Origin of the sequence: Pedobacter miscanthi (genome assembly GCF_032678605.1) — a bacterium.
In the GTDB taxonomy this organism is placed as follows: domain Bacteria; phylum Bacteroidota; class Bacteroidia; order Sphingobacteriales; family Sphingobacteriaceae; genus Pedobacter; species Pedobacter miscanthi_A.
In genome coordinates this window covers 18421-38119 of the sequence record NZ_JAVTSU010000011.1, presented here as the reverse complement: position 1 = coordinate 38119, position 19699 = coordinate 18421, and the positions used below count along the sequence as shown (strand labels likewise).

The following is a 19699-nucleotide window of genomic DNA, read 5'->3' as shown; positions in this document are numbered from 1 at the left end:
AACATGCTTTCCCAGCTATCTGGCACAATTTGCTATTCGTATCTCAGGGCATCAATCGGATCTAAATTAGACGCCTTTTTTGCCGGGTAATAACCAAAGAAAACACCTGTAATGGCACATACAACAAAGGAAATAACGATGGAAGATTCAGCTATCAGAATTGGCCAGTTTAAAAAGTACGAAATCAGATAAGCCGAACTTACACCCAATATCACCCCGATAATACCGCCTGTAATACTGATTAAAACAGCTTCGATTAAAAACTGCATCAAAACGTCTTGTCCGCGGGCTCCTATAGACATACGCAGGCCTATTTCGCGGGTACGTTCGGTAACCGAAACATACATGATATTCATGATTCCAATACCACCGATAAAGAGTGAAATACCAGCTATTGCGGTTAAAAGAACAGTAAGCATGCTACTGGTAGAACTGATGGTACTGATTAATTCTGCTTGTGTACGTACCTGAAAATCGTCGGTTTCTGCAGGAGTTAACCGGTGACTCTCTCTTATGGCATCCGAAATTTCGGTGGTTGCAGCCGCACTCGAAGCCTCGGTGGTGGCCGAGGCATAAATGCTTTGCAGGTAATTGGTTGCAGTAATCCTTTTTTGAACAGTAGTAAAAGGAGCAAGAATAATATCATCCTGATCTTGTCCGAAATTACTTTGTCCTTTAGGTACCAAAATGCCAATTACCTGGAAAGGAATGTTTTTAAACCTGATAATCTGCCCAATTGGATTGCTGCCATCAGGAAATAAGTTATCGATTACGGTTTTGCCCAAAAGGCAAACCTTGGCAAAACTCTTTACATCGTTTTCGGAGAAAAGAATCCCGTCTTGGAGTTTCAACTGGCGGATATTCAAATAATCCGGACTAACACCGGTAATGGTTGTAGGCCAGTTATAGCCACCCTTAATCGCTTGTCCGTTGGTAGAAACCACTGGTGATAAACCATTGATGTTTTTAGATTGCAGCTTTTTAATGGCGGTAACATCTTCCAGTTTTAACGTTTGTATACTACTTCCCTGCAAACGCACGCCTCCGGGCTCGTTACTTTGAGGCATAATGGTAATCATATTTGAGCCCATTCCTGATAAAGAGGAGCGGATACTTTGTTTCGAACCTTCGCCAATGGCCATCATGGCAATTACCGCTGCCACCCCGATAATGATACCGAGCATGGTTAAAAAAGCACGTAGCTTATTTCTTTTTAAGGCCCTAAAGGCAATCTTCAATAAATTTATAATGCTCATGTCCTTCTAAAATTAGTAATCATCAGATTCTGGTAAACTGGCAAGTGCCTCTTTGGCCGAGCGCTGGTTTTGATTGATGCTATCTTTTTGCACTTTTCCATCCCTAAGCATAATCGTTCTGGTACTAAAAGCAGCGATATCAGGTTCGTGCGTTACAAAAACGATGGTTTTACCTTCTGCATTAAGCTCCTGCATTAAAGCCATAATTTCATAAGAGGTACGCGTGTCCAGATTTCCGGTAGCTTCATCGGCTAAAATCATTACCGGGTGGTTAACCAAAGCCCTCGCAATGGCTACACGCTGTTGTTGTCCACCAGAAAGCTGGCTTGGGGTATGATCGAAACGCTCTGCAAGTTTTACTGACTCGAGGGATTTTATAGCCCTTTCTTTTCGTTCTTCTGCCGTGATTGTTTTGTTGTAAAATAAGGGCAATTCTACGTTTTCCAATGCCGATGTTCTTGGCAACAGGTTGTAAGCCTGAAAAACGAAGCCGATTTTTGTGTTTCTTAAACCAGCCAGTTCATCCCGGTTAAGGCTTTTTACATCAACACCATCAAGCAGGTAACTACCCTCAGTAGGTTTGTCTAAACAGCCCAGGATATTTAAAAGTGTAGTTTTACCAGAGCCACTGCTACCCATAATGGTTACAAATTCGCCGGCCTTAATATCAAAAGTAACCCCTTTTAATGCCCGAACGGTTTGATCGCCCATGACAAACTCACGTTTTAAATCGCGTATATCTAATATCTTCTGTTCCATTATTTCCTTCTGTTACCGCCCGGGCGTTTTGGCATAAAAGGACTAGATTGACCTTGGGCTGATGCCTGACTTTTACCCATGCTTTGTGAACCTGTAATGACTACGTCTGCTATTGCTAATCCTGATAATACTTCAACATGTGTATTGTCGTTTATACCAGTTTTAATTTTTTTCTGCACCAGTTCATTCGGGCTTTTTTGTACCCAAACGTAAGCTTCATCTGCTCCGGCTGGTTTCCTGTCGGGGTTAACCCAGGTCATTTGATATTTACCAGCCAAAGTTGAATCTGGTGCAAATTTTATGGCCTTTGTTGGGATGAGCAAAGCGTTATTCACTTCCTTAGTGAAAATGGTGATATTCGCCGTCATGCCTGGTTTTAGCTTGTTGGAATCGTTCGAGGTATTGATGATGGTTTTATAGGTAACTACATTTGAGGATATAGAGGGGCTCAACCTGATTTCCTGGATAATTCCTTTAAATGTATCGTTTAAAAAGGCATCAACGGTAAAAGTTGCCCTTTCGCCTTTTGAAATATCGCCTACATCGGCCTCATCTACAGATGCTTCTACCTGCATTTTGGTCAAATCTTTCGCAATACTAAAAATAGTTGGTGTACTAAAGCTTGCCGCAACTGTTGTTCCTTCACTCACGCTTCGTGACAGAACCGTTCCATCAATAGGAGAATAGATACTAGCAAGTGATAGGTTCTTTTGAGCAGAAGCAAGTTGGGCCTTAATGCTGTTAACTGATGCTTTTGAGGCATTATAGGTATACAGGGCATTGTCGTAATCAGCTTTGCTCACCGCGCCCACTTTATACAGATTACTCTGACGGCTAAAATTACCCTGTTGGTAAACCAGCGCGCTTTGAGCACTTACCAGATTGGCCTGATACTGGTTTACGGTAGCTTCGAACAAGGTTTTATCGAGTTCTGCCAATAACTGTCCTTTTTTAACTTTTGAATTAAAGTCGGCGTACAGGGTTTTAATGGTTCCTGATACCTGGGTACCTACGGCCACGGTATCAACCGGCTGAACCTTACCCGTTGCCGTCACATTTTCAGAAATGTAACCCATTTTAGGCTTTTCGGTTTCGAGAACAACCACCTGTTCTTTTTTACGCAGCGCGAAGTACCAAACCGCAAATAATGCAACTGCGATACCGATGATAATAAATATTGTTTTCTTTTTCATGATTCAAATATTAAATAGACTAGGCGTTAACCATCATCATGTATTTTAGTTGGTAATAGGGATTCCGGTGTAAAAATTATAGATTTTGGTATATAAGCTTGCTGTATATTTTGCCTGAACAAAGGCCTGTAAAGCCTGTACGTATAAATTTTTCTGTTGCAGGTTTTCTACTATGTTATTGGTACCTTCTTTAAGGGCTGCGTTCGAAATTCTTAAGGCTTCGCCGGTATAATTAAATTGTTCTTGTGCAGCAGCATATTGGCTGTTTGCATTTTGTACATTGATATAGGCACGTTCTACATTTTGTGTTAATGTTGTTTTAGCATCTAATAGCGATAAACGGGCTTGCTCGATCTCGATATTTGCTTTTGCCACATTGGTTTTGGTTACTTTTCTATCAAAAATCGGGATTGAAAGTGTTAGGCCTAAATTTTGGTAAAAGCTGTTGTTTAACTGATAACCATAACCGCCAATATTATTGTTGTTATAACCTGTATTAAGCGATCCACCTAAGCTTAAAGTAGGGCGTAAGGTTGATTTCGCTTTGGCCAGTTCGGTGCTTTGAAGCTGTATATTTAATTCTCCGCTTTTAATTTCCGGACGGGTGCGCAGGGCTTTATCCTGTGCTGAAGCTAAATTATCCAATGCTGGCGAAACGGCCACGGTATCTGTTGCGCTTACTTCGAAAGGAGTGCTTGTTGGGAGCTGCAGCAATTGTTTTAATGTTAAAATGTTTTGTTGTAAGGTGTTTTGCGCGGTAACCAATGTGTATTTATCGTTAGCATAGGTTGCTTGTAATTGCAAAAGGTCTTTTTTTGCTATGGTTCCGAATTTATATTGTTGTTCTGATTGTTTAACCTGGGCTTCGCTGGTGATTAATAAATCTTTTAAATAGGTGATGTTTTCCCTTGCCAGTAAAATATTGAGATAAGCCTGTGTGATGGAAATGGTAATGTCGTTTTTGGCTGCTTCTACCGATAGGTTTGCGGTTTGCAAGCTCAACTCTTTAGCCTTGATATCATTTTTTAAAAGATTCCCGTTGTACAAGGTAAGATCAGAACTTAAGCCAAAACCACTGGTGTTTTGCAAACCAGATTTATAATTGGTGATGGCCTGTGATACATTTCCGGTTAAATTTGGAAGTACCGCTGCTTTTGAAGCAATTAAATTCTGCTCTGCCGTTTGAGAACTCAGCTTTAAGGTATTAATGCTGATATTTTTCTCTTTCGCATACTCGATAGCCGTTTTTAAATCCCAAACCTGGGGCACGTTCTGCGCTTTGGTTACATGGGCTGCAACAAGCAAAATGAGTACTACAATATATTTGATGTATCTGCTCATGGCGAATAAATTTTGTTTCTATAAAACTATTGAACACAAAAATATATCCGATTAAGGGCGCATTTTAACAATTGAGACCAATGGAGAAGATACTGAGACGAAAGGCTAAAACTTTGAGATAAGTTGAAAACAGGGTTTTACAAGAAGGTATAAAGTTGTCTGCCTTTTGAACAAAAATCAGTACACTATGCCTTAAATGTTCTCAGGTGACTTAGGTGGCAAAAAAAAAAATAATTGAACCACCTGAGTCACCCCAGTTCAACTGAGAAAATAATTAAAAATTATAATGTTTAAGGAAAATAGGGTGGTAAATATTAGTGTGCTGCAACAGCCGAATCAGCTGATGCTTCTACTTCAGTGGTGATGAATCTTCTGCCCATTAGCAAACAAAATAATGCGATAAATGCAGCAGCTGTCATTACTAACGGCATTGGTACCACTGAATGTTCGCTAAACAAACTTACCATTACCGAAGCCAATGCACCTAAGCCCATTTGCAAGGCACCCATCAATGCAGAAGCACTACCTGCATTTTTGGTAAATGGTGCAAGTGATAAAGCAGCGGCATTTGGGTTGATCAGTCCTAAACAGGCCAGAAACAGGGCGATAAAACCAATAGTAGAATAAAGATTCAACCAATTATTTAATGCGAAAATCAAAAAAATCAAACTGAAAACACATTGTGCAACCAGGGCCCAGGTTACAATTTTTTTACTGGTAAACCACTTTAAGATTAGGCTGTTTACCTGGCTGGAACCGATAAAAGCAACTGATAACAGTGCGAAAATCCACCCATAGCCTGTTTTACTCACCTCATAAATCTTCATAAATACCTGAGGAGAAGAAGATACATATGCAAATAAACCTGAGAAGGTAATGGAGCTGATTAATGCATAGGTGTAAAATTGTGGTTCTTTTAAAACCGTATAAAAGTTGGTTAAAATAGGCTTTGGCTTTAATGAGTAATTAGGATCTGGTTTATAACTCTCCGGTAATTTAAAAATAGAAGCCAGCAGCATTAAAACAGCCATTAAACCTAAAAATACAAATACATATTTCCAGCCAAGTGCTGCAATCAGGTATCCACCGGCAGTTGGGGCAAGCATAGGTGACACGGCAATAACCAGCATTAGGGAAGCAAATACTTTCGGACTTTCCTCCACAGAGAATAAATCCCTAACCATTGCCACAGAAGCTACTGCTGTAGCACAACTTCCGATTGCTTGCACAAAACGCAACACGATTAGCTGGTTTACATCGGTTACTGCCAAACATAAAAAAGAGGCAAAAATATAAAGCGCTAAACCAAAGTACAAAGGTTTTTTTCTTCCAAATTTATCTAAAAGTGGCCCGTACAGTAACTGACCGGCAGAAATTCCGATAAAAAAGCTTGATAAAGAAAGTGCAACGGTAGATTCGGTGCTTTTTAGATCTTTTGCAATATCCACAAAACCAGGTAGGTACATGTCGATAGAAAAGGGGCCAAGTGCAGCCAGTGAACCTAAAATAAGTATTAAGAAAAAGTGTTGTTTTTTAGCCATGAAATTACCAGAATTTGATGGCGCAAAGATTGGGAGATTTAATTTGTTAACCTATTTTTACCGTCGAACGATTGTAAAAATCATCATTTTATGTTCAACTAATTTTACAGTAGGGCAGATGCGTAATCTTTGTGTTATCTCTGCTAAAAATAGAACCCTCTTTATGCTAAAATCTGTGATTTATTTCTAGATTTATACTCTATGACTTTTAAGACGAAAGAAAGCCGTTTACTACTCATTCTGGGTAGCTTTTTTGTGGCCAATGCCATACTATCAGAATTTATCGGAGTGAAGTTATTTAGTGTTGAAGAAACGCTGGGGATCAAAAAGTTTGATATCAATTTACTTGGTGTGCCTAATTTGTCCTTTGTAATGTCTGCAGGAGTATTAACCTGGCCGATTATTTTCATTATGACGGATATTATAAATGAATATTTCGGTGTAAAACAGGTTCGTTTCTTATCCATTCTTACTTCCATACTCATTGCTTTTGCTTTTATGGTGGTATGGGGATCGATGCATTTAAGTGCTGCCGATTTTTGGGTACATCAAAATATTAATGGGGAAGACCTGAATATGAACAATGCTTTCGCCGGGATTTTTGGTCAGGGGATGTGGATTATTGTAGGTTCAATCACAGCCTTTATCATCGGGCAGCTTGCTGATGTTTTAATTTTCCACCGGATTAAAAAGATTACCGGAGAACGGGCATTATGGCTGCGTGCAACGGGTTCAACATTGGTTTCACAGCTGATTGATAGTTTTGTGGTAATTTTTATTGCCTTTTATTTAAACCCTCAATACCATTACAGCTGGAAAATGGTTGCAGCAATAGGCTTGGTTAATTATACTTATAAATTTATCGTGGCCATTTTAATGACGCCTATTTTATATGTAGTACATGCCATTATAGACGGTTATTTAGGAAAAGACCTGGCGCACAAACTGATTAAAATGGCAGGTAGGGGATAATTTAACCAAATAATATAAAATATGAGATTAAACATTTTAATGCTCTTTGCTGTGCTTTCGTTATTGGCTTGTGCCAATAAAAACGAAAATAAAAAAGACCTTGATATTCAGGGTACCTGGCAATTGATTTCGGCTACCACCATTGATAAAGGAAAAAGTGAAACCACTGATTATTCAGGAAAACTGAAGATGATCAAGCTATTTAATAACAGCCATTTTGCATTTCTGAAACATAGTCTTGATGCAAAAGATACGACCAGTTTTGATGCAGGCGGTGGAACATTCATACTAAAAGGAGAGGATTACACCGAACACCTGGAATATTATAAAAACAAAAATTGGGAAGGCAAATCCTTTAATTTTAAACTGGCCATCCATCAGGATACCTTGATTCAAAAGGGGATTGAAAAGGTTGAAGCAGCAGGGGTAGACCGTGTAATTATAGAGAAATATATCAGGTTAAAACCTTAACACGACAAATTAAACTCATTTTTAATCCACATTGTTTCTGAACAGAACACTTTATTGTTCTAATATAAAACATTTCTTATATTTGAGGTATGGGAAATGAGCTTTCGAAAAAAGAAATAGGTGAACGTATTATAAATCTGCGTTTAAAAAAAGGATTTTCTCAGGATGATCTTGCAAAAAGTATTGGCATTTCGCGTCCATCATTAACACAAATAGAGTTGGGCAATAGAGGAATCAGTTTCAGTGAAATGCAAAAATTATCGGTTGTTTTGAGCTTTTCTCTGGATGACTTTGTATCTAAAAAATTTTACAACAAACAGTATTTAGAACTTCCGGATGAAGCAGAGGAACATATTTCTGAAGAGCGTATTTCTGTACCTACATTAAATATAAATAAGTTTAAAAATATTTTGCTTTACATATTGGAGCGTTGTGCTGGCAAACCCAATGTAGGCGAAACAGTACTGTACAAATTGCTTTATTTCTCTGATTTCAATTATTACGAATTATACGAGGAACATTTAACTGGTGCCAATTATAAAAAACTTCCTTACGGTCCCGTTCCTCAAAAACTGGATGTAATTATCGATCAGATGATTGAGTTAAAACAGCTTGAAAAAATCAAAACAGATTATAAAGGCTTTCCTCAAAAGCGATTTATACCACTAGAAAAAGCAGACTTAACAAGGCTCAAAGCCAGCGAAAAGGATGTAATTGATAAAGTAATCGATCAGATGAGCGATTGGTCTGCCAATGCTATAAGCAATTATTCACATAAAGATTTGCCTTGGGAAGTAACCGAAATTGGCAACGATATCAGTTATAATTTAGCTTTTTATCGCGAATTGCCTTATTCAGTAAGGGTTTATAATGAGGAAGAGAACGATTGATTATGCACTTTGAATCCATAATAGAATTTGACAAAGACCTTAAAAAACTTTTAAAGCGATACCGTAGCCTGAATTCAGATTTAGAAGATGTTAAAATTATTTTAAGGGTAAAACCGGATGAACGTAATCCTTTTAGTTTTCGGATAGATAATTTAGGTATTAACACCTGTGTAATTAAGATTAAGAAAATAACCTGCGATAGTTTAAAAGGGAAAGGAGTAAATACAGGCCTGAGATTAATTTATGCCTATTTTGAAGAAGCAAAGAAAATCATATTTATTGAACTTTACCATAAAAACGATAAGGCCAACGAAGATAAAGACAGGATTTTAGCATATTTTAAATAACGGCAAAAGGTCGGAATCGCTCCGACCTTTGTACTTAACAACAAAACAAATAAAAAATTTAACCTTAAAAATAAGTTACAGGCTTGCCAGTTCTTCGGCAAAAACATTTTCACTTAATTGCTCTTGTTTGTAAATCTGTCTGCCGGTATAGGCAACAAAAACAGATTCATCCAAAAGCAAATCGCGGTTTTTAATCAAACTTTCCAGTTTAACTGTTCCAACTACATATTTATAACTGCTGGCCGCATATCGTTCGCTAATGTTATCAAAATCCAGCAACGTAATCAAATCTTCATCTGCATAGCGCAAATAAACTTCTAAAAGAATTTCATCTGTATGTTTTACGCCGTTTTCTGAATGGTATTTTTTATACTCATAACGGTAATCGTAGCGCAATGCTGCAATGTCAGAGAGTACAGCAGCACCAGTAGGATGGCCGCCAGCACCTTTTCCATAGAAAAATTGTTTATCTGCAAAGGCCGCCTGAACGGCAACTGCATTATACTCATTCTCTACGTTGTAAAGAAAATCATCTTTAGCAACCAGTTTTGGCAATACATAAGTTACAATATCTTTAGTATTTACCTTACGTGCCGTAGGAACCAGTTTAATTTTAAAATTTTTCTCGCGGGCATATTTAATGTCGTGCTGAGAAAGGTTCTGAATACCAATATTCAATATCGCATCTGGATTTACAAATAAACCATAAGCGTGTGCCGTAGCAATGGCCAGTTTGTATTTAGGATCGTATCCTCCCACGTCCAAAATTGGGTCGGTTTCCGCAAAACCTAAATCCTGTGCTTCTTTTAATGCCGAATCGTAACTTTGGTTTTCATTAAATATTTTCGAAAGAATGTAGTTTGATGATCCGTTAAAAATACCACTCAATGCATGGAATAATTCATTGTCGTAATACTCTTCCAGGTTACGGATAATCGGGATACTGCCACAAACCGCACCTTCATATAATAAAGAAGTGCCATGTTCCTGTTGTAAATCAACCAGTTCTTTTAGGTGCGTGGCAATCATTTTTTTATTCGCTGAAACTACATTTTTGCCATTTTTTAAGGCTGTAGTTACAATTTCGTAGGCGGCATCAGCGTCATTGATCAATTCTACAATCGTATTGATCTCCGTATTATTTAGTATTTCATTACGATCAGTAGTAAACAGATCTTTATTTAAAGTACGTTTCTTTCTTGGGTCTTTTATTGCAATTTTAATGATTTCCAGGTTCAGGTTCTGGCTTTGGATAATATCCAATAAACCTTGTCCCACAACGCCGAAACCAAATAAACCGATTTTTAAATTCTTACTCATTTCTTAAAGTGATTACACAGATAATTGGATTACACCGATATACCTGTTTTTGTTGTTATTACCACAGATTCTGATATGCTCATCTATGGTTCATTTTTTATATTGATTCTTTAGTCTTTTAGCTTTGGTGTTTCACCTTAAGCAGTGTGCTGTAATTTGATGATTTTTTTATCCCGGCTTTCTTTGATGAAATTTCCGATAACGTTGGTTAAAGCATCTGTTTCAATTAAAAACCCGTCATGACCATAATCTGAGTGTAAGGCACTAAATTCTGCTCCAGGAATATGATCGGCCAGGTATTTTTGTTCCGATAAGGGAAACAATACATCGTTTTCAATTCCAATTACTAAAGTATTTGCCGTAATCAATTTTAAAGCTTCGGCAATGCTTTTACGGCTACGACCAACATTGTGGCTGTCCATTGCTTTAGTTAAATAATAATAACTGTAAGCATTAAAACGATTAATCAGCTTTTCTCCCTGGTAATTCTGATACGAAGACGACCTGAAATTGTCGGTTTTATCGTTTACACTTTCTACCTGTGTGCTGCCGTAAGCACTGTAGGTTCTATAACTTAAAAGCGCAATGCTCCGTGCTGTTTTTAAACCCTTGCTGCCACCATTTTGCTGGTTGGCATAAAAAGTTCTGTCGGTAGTAATGGCCAAACGCTGACTTTCGTTAAAAGCAATTCCCCAGGGCGAATGCGCTGCATTGGTTGCTATTAAAATCAGGTTTTCTATCTTATTAGGTTCAGAAATGCTCCACTCAACAGCTTGTTGTCCGCCTAATGAACCACCGATTAACAGCTTAATATAGTCGATGCCCAGGTGTGTGGCCAATAACTGGTGCGCCGAAACCAAATCGCGTATGGTAAACTGAGGAAAAGAAAGGTAATAAGGCAAACCGTTTACAGGATTGGTGCTCAATGGGTTGGTGCTGCCGTAATGCGAGCCTAACACGTTGGCGCAAACGATATAATGATCTTCTGGATTAAATAAAGCATTTTGCCCAAATAAACCTTCCCACCATTCAAAAACATCGGCATTCGCCGTTAAAGCGTGGCAAACCCAGATTACGTTATCCTTATTCGCATTTAATTTGCCATAAGTTTGATAAGCAATCTGCAGGTTGCGGATCTTTTTTCCACTTTCTAATTTAAACTGTTTATTATAGTTATAAGTTGATGCTGTACTCATTGTTTTGTTGTATTCGGAAAAAATTAAAGGGCTTAGGCTTGTAAATGCGCTGCAGGAACCGGAACATTAATGGCTGCAAAAGCCTGTTCAAAATCGGCTTTAATATCGTCGATATGCTCAATGCCGACCGATACCCTTAACGCATTTGGTTTCACTCCTGCTGCTAACTGCTCTTTTTCACTTAACTGCTGGTGTGTAGTGGCCGAAGGCTGGATAATCAATGTTTTGGCATCACCCACGTTTGCCAGGTGCGAAACCAGTTTTAAGCTATCAATCACTTGCGAGGCGTTTTCTTTACTTCCTTCTAATTCGAAAGATAAAACAGCTCCAAAACCATTACTTAAATATTTTTTTGCCAGGTTGTTGTATTTGCTGCTCGCTAAACCTGGATATTGTACTTCTTTAACCAGAGGATGATTTTCTAACCAGGTGGCCAGCTCCAAAGCATTATCTACATGGCGTTGCACGCGAAGTGATAAAGTTTCTAACCCCTGCAGTAAAAGGAAAGAGTTGAAAGGAGATAGGGCAGGCCCCAGGTCTCTTAAGCCTTCTACACGTGCACGGATAATAAACTGAATGTTACCAAACGGTCCGCCGATGCCAAAAACATCACTAAAAACCAAACCATGATAACCCTCTGACGGTTCAGAAAACTGAGGAAACTTTCCGTTGCCCCAGTTGTAATTTCCACCGTCAACAATTACACCGCCAATACTTGTTCCATGTCCTCCAATCCATTTTGTTGCCGATTCTACCACGATGTTTGCACCATGCTCTAATGGCTTAAATAAATAACCACCTGCACCAAAAGTATTATCAACCACTAAAGGAAGATCGTATTTCTTTGCAATAGCTGCTATTTTTTCAAAATCGGGAATACTAAAGGCAGGGTTGCCAATGGTTTCAAGGTAAATGGCTTTAGTTTTATCGGTAATTTTACTTTCAAATTCCTCTGGTACATCCGGGTTTGCAAAATCAACATGGATACCTAAACGTTTAAAAGCGACTTTAAACTGGTTATAAGTTCCACCGTAAATGTGTGAGGAAGAAACGATGCTGTCGCCAGCTTCTAATATGTTGTTTAAGGCAATAAACTGGGCCGCCTGTCCTGATGCTACCGCTAAAGCAGCTACACCACCTTCTAAAGCAGCAATACGTTTTTCGAAAACGTCATTGGTGGGATTCATAATCCTGGTGTAGATATTTCCAAACTCTTTTAAGGCAAATAAATTGGCACCATGTTCGGCGTTATTAAACCCGTAAGAAGTAGTTTGGTAAATAGGCACTGCTCTTGAACCTGTTGTTGGGTCTATTTGCTGACCTGCGTGTAATTGTAATGTTTCAAATTTATATGATGCTGACATGTTTTCTAATTTATATGTTGAACTTTGATATGGAGTGGTTCAGGCTGATCCTAAAACCTAGCAGGGCGTATCCCGGTTCCCCGAGACCTTCCAGTTTGAAAGAAACAAAAAAGGAAGATTTTTAAATTACCGTATGCAACAGCACATACAGGTAATCGCACGCATATCGCAACAAATAAAAGAAATAGAAGATTGTTCTACTGTTTTAAGGTTTACGCAGGGCTCGCTTAGCGATTGAAGATTTAATGTTTTCATCAGTTCTAATTTATATCTCCAAATAACACCTTGTTATCCGGTCAGGAATTGGCACCTTCTCTTTCTGAGGGTTGCCAGTGGGTCATCGAGCCAGTCTCTCGCCACTTCTTTATAAATCAACCCGTGAAGATTGACTTTTATTTAGCTTTCCGCCAAATAATATTCCAAATGTCTGAATTTAATTTTAATTCACAAAATAAAATTTTGATTTTGCATTAACTTATTGAAAATGAATATAGTATTTTTATAGAACATTGACAATGTAAAACTTTTAATATAAAATTAACGCTCAAAATGATAAGTTTGTGCATCCTATCTAAATTACAACATCATGAAAAACACGAAATCCCTATGTTTAGGGTTACTATTTGTAGTAGCAGGCTTAAACAGTGTAAACGCTCAATTCGGCGGCTTAAAAGATAAATTATTAAAAGTTGGAACCGCACAGGGAGCTAAAGCTTTAGGTGTAGATAAGTTTTTGAAACAGCCTTCGGCCATTACCACCAGCTTTGAAGATGTAAACAGAGAAGGCGAAAAAATGCCCGATTTTATTGCCTCACTAAAATTAAAAGCTCAGCCTTTATATCTCTTGCCTAAAAATCCTGCAGGCGGTTTTATACTCTGCGAAGGTTTCTACGAAATGACCAATAAAAGTTATTGTTTAAAAGCCGGAACATTTGCCCCATCAAAGGGAGATGGCTATATGTACGCTCCCGTTTTAGGTTCGAAGGAAGAAATTGTGGTTGCCATTTTAAAAAGTGCAGAAAAACACCCTGAAGTAGAACAGCACGATATACAGGCCTTACTTTGGACTATTATTGCCAGAACAAAATTTGCCGATTATAACGGACAAGTTAAAGTAACCGCCATTAAGCTATTAACAACCAAACAACTTACCCAATTAGAAGGAGGGGCTTTGGGTGTTTTACCTTTCGATGTGATGGAAAAAGCCAAAGATCAATTGCCTTCAGGCTTGAGGGCCGTTTTTGAGGCTGAGAACAATATCCGTCAATTGGTAGCCTCAGGTAATTATACCTACGCTGATATGGAGAGATATGCGATTGTAGCAGGAATGGCGCCACCACGAAGCGACGTACCAAGCGGCATCTGGACCAAACACCCGGACGGTTATTATGTACGTTATTTCCCTTCAGGATATGCTATAACCAAAGTGCAGGTATATGTACCAAAAGAATTATTGGCCAATGGAAATAAGTTTATTTATGATGCAGCCGGTGATATTGCCTGTCCGGCCAATACCGGTTCGCAACGTTTGGCGCAGACTAACGAGCCATTGGAGGCAAATTATTCGTTAAAATTGACTACAATCTGTAATCCGAAATAGCTTCAAATAAATCGTCATTGCGAGGAGGAACGACGAAGCAATCTTACAACGATCGCTAGTAGCGTGCGCATTAAGATTGCTTCGTCGGCTGAAAAAGCCTTCTCGCAATGACGACAACTTTCATTACCCCAGTGCCTGTTCTAAATCAGCAATAATATCATCTACGTGCTCCAATCCTACTGAAATACGGAGTAAATTTTTTGGGGTTTTGCTATCAGGACCTTCAACCGAATAACGGTGTTCTATTAAACTCTCTACGCCGCCTAAACTGGTGGCCTGTGCAAACAATTGAACTTTATTTACCACACGATGGGCATCCTCAACACCACCTTTAACCAAAAACGACATCATGCCGGCAAAATCCTTCATTTGTTTTTTAGCGATTTCGTGTTGCGGGTGACTTTCTAATCCAGGGTAAAAAACAGCTTCCACATTGGGGTGTTGGTTTAAATAGTCGGCTACCTTTTTTCCGTTTTCGCAATGGCCCTTCATGCGGTAAGCCAATGTTTTAATACTCCTCGTTAACAGAAAACAGTCAAAAGGTGAGGGTACCGCACCGCCAGTTTGTTGAATGTTTTTAATTTTCTCCCACAACTCATCTGTTTTAGCCGTTACTAAAATCCCTCCAAGCACATCACTGTGCCCGCCTAAATATTTGGTACTGCTGTGCATCACAATATCGGCGCCTAACAAAATCGGATTTTGCAAAACAGGAGAGGCAAAGGTACTGTCGCAGGCCAGGGTGATATTTTTAGCTTTAGCTATTTTAGCAATTTCTTCAATATCTGTAACCTTTAACAATGGATTTGATGGCGTTTCAATCCAAATCAGCCTGGTATTAGGCTTAATGCTGGCTTCTATCAGTTTCAAATCCGTTTGGTCAACAAAATCGAATTCAAGGCTCTCGTTAAATATAGTAAGTAACTGCTTTTTTATCCCCCAGTACATATCATCCGGCGCAATAATATGGCTACCTGGTTTTAAAGCCTGAAACATCGCCAGTCCGCAGGTATTACCAGATGAAAAGGCAGCAGCATCTTCACCGTATTCTAATTTAGCTACAGTGTTTTCTAAAGCAGACCGGTTTGGATTGCTTACCCTGCTATACATATGTCCTCCGGGATAACCTCCATCTTCGCCACGAAAAAAAGTAGTGGTGAGGTTAATGGGTGGAGTAACATCGCCTGTGGCACTTTTTACAAGATTAGAAGCGTGAATAGCAAGGGTTTCGGGTTTCATAATTATTGGTGTTAATGGAAATAATATCGGGATACGATTTAATAATTTGGCGCTAATTTAAGGTTCGTAATGGTTTTGGCAAGATTTATGTAACAAGTTTGACGAAATTAAATTAAACAAAAATGAAAAGATTATTTATAGCTATCGCAATAGCATGTTCTACTTTAGTAATGTTACAAAGTTGTAATACCGCAAAAAGGGTAACTGCTGGTGTTACGGGTAGCAGAGGTACAGTTGTTCGCGACTGGGTAGTAAGTAATGTAGCCTTAGAAGGTTTGCCTGATGGCGCCGTACAAGGTTTATTTGGAGAAAAATCATACAAATGTTTTCAGGGCAGTACCTGGCATTTAACCAACAGTGGTAACGGTTCATATACTTTACCTGCATCGAGCGCATGTGGTTCGGTAATGCAAACCATTTTCTGGTCGGCTGCTCCTAAAGACCAGACTTTCCAATTCAAAAAGATATTTGAAGGTGATAAAGCTAAAAATGTATCAGAAGGTTACCGCTTAGTATTAACTGACCTTTCGAGCACACAAATGATCTTAAAATCACCTATTGAATTTGGTGGCAGAACTGCAAATATTATTTTAACCTTTGTGCCTGCAGCAAGATAATTTAATTTACCTACGAAAAACAGTGAGAGCACTTCTGAAAAGAGGTGCTTTTTTGTTTTATCACTACGCCGGTCTATTTAAAAGTTATCTTACAAAGCGTCGTCATTTCGAGCGGAGTGCAATGGAGCCGAGAAATCTATCTCGAGCTAGATTTCTCCGTTTCGCTATGCTTCAGTCGAAATGACGATTATCATGAAAATCGCGGTTTGTTACAAGAAAATGATTTTCAAATCGCGTCATTATTGTATTTTTGTTCAAAATAAATCAGGAATGAATACAACTGAGCAAGTTGAAAAAATATTAGCTGATACCAATTTATCAACTGAATTACAAAACATAGCACACAAAGTTCTTCACGGAGAGCGGATTACCTTTGACGAAGGTGTTTACCTTTATGAACATGCCGAATTAGGTTATGTTGGTGTACTCGCGAATTTTATTCGGGAGAAAAAACATGGCGATACAACTTATTTCAATCGCAATTTCCACTTAGAACCTACCAATCTTTGCGTTTACGATTGCAAATTCTGTTCTTATTCGCGTTTGATTAAACAAAAAGAAGAAGGTTGGGCCTTAACGATGGAGCAAATGCTGGATATCGTTAAAAAATACGATGGCGAACCGGTAACAGAAGTACACATTGTTGGGGGCGTACTTCCGCAATATGATGTAGCCTTTTATTCGGCTTTGTTCACCGCTATTAAAAAACATCGCCCTGATTTGCATGTAAAAGCATTAACACCTGTAGAATATCATTACATTTTTAAGAAAGCTAAAATTGATTACGCAACAGGTATGCGTTTGATGAAAGAAGCCGGATTAGAATCGATACCAGGTGGTGGCGCAGAAATTTTTCATCCGGAAATCAGGGAACAAATTGCGAAAGATAAATGTACCGGTCAGCAATGGCTGGATATACACGAAGAATGGCATAAACTTGGGATGCGCAGTAATGCCACGATGCTTTACGGGCACATCGAAAAATATTGGCACCGTGTAGATCACATGGAGAAATTACGTGAGTTGCAGGATCGCACAGGTGGTTTCCAGACTTTTATTCCGCTAAAATTTAGAAATCAGCATAACCAGATGAGTAATGTGCCTGAAACTTCAGTAATTGAAGATCTAAGAAATTATGCCATTGCGCGGATCTATATGGATAACTTTGATCACATTAAAGCCTATTGGGCAATGATCAGTCGCGAAACGGCACAGTTATCCTTAAACTACGGCGTTGACGATATTGATGGTACTTTGGATGATACCACCAAAATATACTCGATGGCCGGTGCCGAAGAGCAAACTCCTGCAATGAGTACCAAAGAGCTGGTCAATTTAATTAAACAGGTGGGCAGAAAAGCAATAGAACGCGATACTTTATATAATGTGGTTACCGATTTCGAAAACGTAGTTTTTGAAGAGGAAAAGAAACCGCAATATTATAAATTACCGGTAGTAAATTAAGGATTGAGTGTGATAAGCAATTCCCTATTTTATCATTCAAAATAGCTCATTCAATAATTAAACAATCAATCATTCAAAATTCAATCATTATTGATGAAGGAAATATACATCATCCGCCACGGCGAAACGGAACTTAACAGACAAGGCATAGTACAGGGCAGGGGTATAAATTCTGACTTAAATGATTTAGGCAGGGCACAGGCTGAGGCTTTTTATCAGATTTATAAAGATATTCGGTTTGATAAGATTTATACTTCAGATCTAAAACGCACCTGGCAAACTGTTCAAAAGTTTATTGATTCGAAATTACCCTGGGAAAAACTTTCGGGATTAGACGAGTTGGCCTGGGGCATTTGGGAAGGAAAACCGAATACAGAAGATGCGCGTGATGCTTTCCGGGAGATGTTACAAAGCTGGGAGAATGGCGATTATACAGCTCATTTCGAGGGTGGCGAAAGTGTTCAGGATGTATACGACCGCTTGAAACAACCTATGGAAGTTTTAATGACAAGGCCCGAAGAAAAAACAGTTTTACTTTGTATGCACGGCAGGGCGATGCGTGTTTTCTTATGTTTGTTATTAGGTAAACCATTAAGCGAAATGACAGCATTCCCTCATCAAAATACAGTGCTCTATAAAATGGGTTTCGAGCATGGAAAATTTACCGTTCTTGAATTTAATAGTGCCGTTCATTTAGACGGTTTAGTAATTGGATAACTTCCACAATTTGTCATCCTGAACTTGTTTCAGGATCTGATGGCAGCATAATAGAGGATTTCATATAATGGTTCGTGAGGACACAAACCATGGCGAGTGATAATAAAAATTTTAGCATAACACCTTGAATAAGATTAAAATATCGGCTGTTGCTTATACCAACACCAAAGCTTTTATATACGGATTAGAACATTCGGACATTATAAATAAGATTGACTTAAGTTTAGATATCCCTTCAGATTGCGCCGCCAAAGTAATTAATGGTCAGGTTGATATTGGTTTAATGCCTGTAGCAGCGATTCCGCTGGTTCCAAATGCCAATATTGTAGCCGATTATTGTATTGGCAGTGATGGTGGCGTAAATTCGGTATTCATTTTTAGTGAAGTTCCTGCTGCAGAAATTAAAACGGTAAGACTAGATACCCATTCGCGGACATCGAACAATTTAGCTAAAGTATTGCTTAAGTTCCATTGGAAAAAAGAAGTGGAATTTACGACTGATCCGAATGCGAAAACAGATGCTTTTGTTTTAATCGGTGATAGAACTTTTGGTAAAAAAGACAATTTTGCCTACGCTTATGATATGGGTGAGGAGTGGAAAAATTTTACTGGTTTACCTTTTATGTATGCTGCATGGGTGGCCAATAAAGAAATTTCTCAGGAATTTAAGGCTGAATTTAATGCCGCATTAAAGTTTGGTCTTGATCATAGAAAAGAAGTTTTACAGGAATTACCAGCATCATCAAATTTTGATCTGGAAGATTACCTGTACCACAAACTTCAATTTGATGTAACAGATGATAGAAAGAAAGCTTTAAAGCTATTTTTGGGATATATAGAGCAATTGTAAAATAAAATATTTCTTAGGTTCGTCATTCCCAACTTGACTGGGAATCTTAATGCATTTGTATGCGCTTTAAGATTCCCGCCTTCGCGGGAATGACGATTATCTATATCTAATGTGTTTTCATTTTCCCCGCCACTTTTTCGAGTGTATTTTTAAGCTTTGTTAAAGCACCTGCAATTGCTAAATCGTAAGTATTGCCTAAATTCGAAACGGCAACAGGATCTTTTCCTGTAATTCTGGCTTCTAATAAACATCTTTTGTCATCTAAACCTTCTTTACTTCCATTTTCATCAGATAAATGAACTTCTAAGCGTGTAATTAAATCACTGTACCTGCTCAAACCTTCATTTAACTGCGTTTGAATTTTTTCGTCGTATTCCTGGTGTATGGTTAAATTCTTGTCGGTATTCAGTTGGATCGTCATTATTATAATATTAGGTTAAATTAATATAAATATAACACATAACCGGGAGAAACGTTTTAGGAATATAGGTTAATTATTGAAATTATGGTTAATTGTTTAAACAGTAGAAATCGGTTAACTGTGGAGAAATCAAACTATCAC

The 19699-nt window shown here is 38.4% G+C and carries 19 protein-coding genes and 1 riboswitch; of the genes, 9 read left to right on the top strand and 10 right to left on the bottom strand.

Translation table 11 applies throughout. The features are described from left to right. Nucleotides 1-32: 32 nt before the first annotated feature. The 5 genes from R2R28_RS16905 to R2R28_RS16885 all read right to left on the bottom strand — a co-directional run bounded on the left by R2R28_RS16905 (nucleotide 33) and on the right by R2R28_RS16885 (nucleotide 6090). The gene (locus tag R2R28_RS16905) at nucleotides 33-1256 is read right to left on the bottom strand and encodes an ABC transporter permease (protein ID WP_316826864.1); all 1224 of its coding nucleotides are present in this window, start codon (nucleotides 1254-1256) and stop codon (nucleotides 33-35) included. A 12-nt stretch (nucleotides 1257-1268) separates the two neighbouring features. Beyond that, nucleotides 1269-2015, bottom strand: a complete 747-nt coding sequence (locus tag R2R28_RS16900; RefSeq protein ID WP_316826863.1) for an ABC transporter ATP-binding protein — start codon at nucleotides 2013-2015, stop codon at nucleotides 1269-1271. Continuing rightward, complete coding sequence (locus R2R28_RS16895) at nucleotides 2015-3208, bottom strand: efflux RND transporter periplasmic adaptor subunit (RefSeq protein WP_316826862.1); 1194 nt, start codon at nucleotides 3206-3208, stop codon at nucleotides 2015-2017. Before R2R28_RS16895 ends, R2R28_RS16900 begins: the two co-directional genes overlap by 1 nt. Before the next feature lie 45 nt (nucleotides 3209-3253). Then, nucleotides 3254-4549 (bottom strand): TolC family protein, encoded by a 1296-nt coding sequence (locus R2R28_RS16890; protein WP_316826861.1) that lies wholly within the window; start codon nucleotides 4547-4549, stop codon nucleotides 3254-3256. 314 nt (nucleotides 4550-4863) lie between these two features. Further along, nucleotides 4864-6090, bottom strand: a complete 1227-nt coding sequence (locus R2R28_RS16885) for a multidrug effflux MFS transporter (protein WP_316826860.1) — start codon at nucleotides 6088-6090, stop codon at nucleotides 4864-4866. A gap of 201 nt (nucleotides 6091-6291) precedes the next feature. Here R2R28_RS16885 and R2R28_RS16880 point away from each other — a divergent pair, with 201 nt between their 5' ends. The 4 genes from R2R28_RS16880 to R2R28_RS16865 all read left to right on the top strand — a co-directional run bounded on the left by R2R28_RS16880 (nucleotide 6292) and on the right by R2R28_RS16865 (nucleotide 8770). After that, the gene (locus R2R28_RS16880; protein WP_316826859.1) at nucleotides 6292-7062 is read left to right on the top strand and encodes a queuosine precursor transporter; all 771 of its coding nucleotides are present in this window, start codon (nucleotides 6292-6294) and stop codon (nucleotides 7060-7062) included. 21 nt (nucleotides 7063-7083) lie between these two features. Continuing rightward, nucleotides 7084-7533 (top strand): hypothetical protein, encoded by a 450-nt coding sequence (locus tag R2R28_RS16875; protein ID WP_316826858.1) that lies wholly within the window; start codon nucleotides 7084-7086, stop codon nucleotides 7531-7533. 89 nt (nucleotides 7534-7622) lie between these two features. Beyond that, nucleotides 7623-8423 carry a type II toxin-antitoxin system antitoxin SocA domain-containing protein gene (locus tag R2R28_RS16870; RefSeq protein WP_316826857.1) on the top strand — a complete coding sequence of 267 codons (801 nt, stop codon included), beginning with the start codon at nucleotides 7623-7625 and terminating at the stop codon, nucleotides 8421-8423. A 2-nt stretch (nucleotides 8424-8425) separates the two neighbouring features. Further along, the gene (locus R2R28_RS16865) at nucleotides 8426-8770 is read left to right on the top strand and encodes a hypothetical protein (protein ID WP_316826856.1); all 345 of its coding nucleotides are present in this window, start codon (nucleotides 8426-8428) and stop codon (nucleotides 8768-8770) included. Between the two features lie 75 nt (nucleotides 8771-8845). Here the strand turns inward: R2R28_RS16865 and R2R28_RS16860 are convergent, their stop codons facing one another. From R2R28_RS16860 to R2R28_RS16850, 3 genes are all read right to left on the bottom strand, one after another. After that, nucleotides 8846-10090 (bottom strand): homoserine dehydrogenase, encoded by a 1245-nt coding sequence (locus R2R28_RS16860; protein ID WP_316826855.1) that lies wholly within the window; start codon nucleotides 10088-10090, stop codon nucleotides 8846-8848. Between the two features lie 137 nt (nucleotides 10091-10227). After that, complete coding sequence (gene metX, locus R2R28_RS16855) at nucleotides 10228-11286, bottom strand: alpha/beta fold hydrolase (RefSeq protein ID WP_316826854.1); 1059 nt, start codon at nucleotides 11284-11286, stop codon at nucleotides 10228-10230. A gap of 32 nt (nucleotides 11287-11318) precedes the next feature. Then, a complete protein-coding gene (locus R2R28_RS16850; RefSeq protein WP_316826853.1) occupies nucleotides 11319-12650 on the bottom strand; it encodes an O-acetylhomoserine aminocarboxypropyltransferase/cysteine synthase in 1332 nt (443 codons plus the stop codon). Nucleotides 12651-12912: 262 nt separating this feature from the next. After that, nucleotides 12913-13023, bottom strand: a riboswitch (SAM riboswitch). A 213-nt stretch (nucleotides 13024-13236) separates the two neighbouring features. Here R2R28_RS16850 and R2R28_RS16845 point away from each other — a divergent pair. Further along, complete coding sequence (locus R2R28_RS16845; RefSeq protein WP_316826852.1) at nucleotides 13237-14250, top strand: hypothetical protein; 1014 nt, start codon at nucleotides 13237-13239, stop codon at nucleotides 14248-14250. Between the two features lie 123 nt (nucleotides 14251-14373). Here R2R28_RS16845 and R2R28_RS16840 read toward each other — a convergent pair whose 3' ends face one another. Further along, nucleotides 14374-15489, bottom strand: coding sequence for a trans-sulfuration enzyme family protein (locus tag R2R28_RS16840; RefSeq protein ID WP_316826851.1), 1116 nt, complete (start codon nucleotides 15487-15489; stop codon nucleotides 14374-14376). A 122-nt stretch (nucleotides 15490-15611) separates the two neighbouring features. On the opposite strand from R2R28_RS16840, the gene R2R28_RS16835 reads away from it, so the two are divergent. The 4 genes from R2R28_RS16835 (at nucleotide 15612) to R2R28_RS16820 (ending at nucleotide 19137) form a co-directional block, all read left to right on the top strand. Beyond that, on the top strand, nucleotides 15612-16106 hold the full coding sequence (locus R2R28_RS16835; protein ID WP_316826850.1) for a hypothetical protein: 495 nt from the start codon (nucleotides 15612-15614) through the stop codon (nucleotides 16104-16106). Nucleotides 16107-16376: 270 nt separating this feature from the next. Continuing rightward, nucleotides 16377-17570: an aminofutalosine synthase MqnE gene (gene mqnE / locus R2R28_RS16830; protein WP_316826849.1), complete on the top strand. Its 1194-nt coding sequence runs from the start codon at nucleotides 16377-16379 to the stop codon at nucleotides 17568-17570. A 93-nt stretch (nucleotides 17571-17663) separates the two neighbouring features. Further along, nucleotides 17664-18287 carry a histidine phosphatase family protein gene (locus R2R28_RS16825; protein ID WP_316826848.1) on the top strand — a complete coding sequence of 208 codons (624 nt, stop codon included), beginning with the start codon at nucleotides 17664-17666 and terminating at the stop codon, nucleotides 18285-18287. Between the two features lie 124 nt (nucleotides 18288-18411). After that, complete coding sequence (locus R2R28_RS16820; RefSeq protein ID WP_316826847.1) at nucleotides 18412-19137, top strand: menaquinone biosynthesis protein; 726 nt, start codon at nucleotides 18412-18414, stop codon at nucleotides 19135-19137. Nucleotides 19138-19243: 106 nt separating this feature from the next. Here R2R28_RS16820 and R2R28_RS16815 read toward each other — a convergent pair whose 3' ends face one another. Beyond that, nucleotides 19244-19558, bottom strand: a complete 315-nt coding sequence (locus R2R28_RS16815; RefSeq protein ID WP_316826846.1) for an HPF/RaiA family ribosome-associated protein — start codon at nucleotides 19556-19558, stop codon at nucleotides 19244-19246. Nucleotides 19559-19699: the final 141 nt, after the last annotated feature.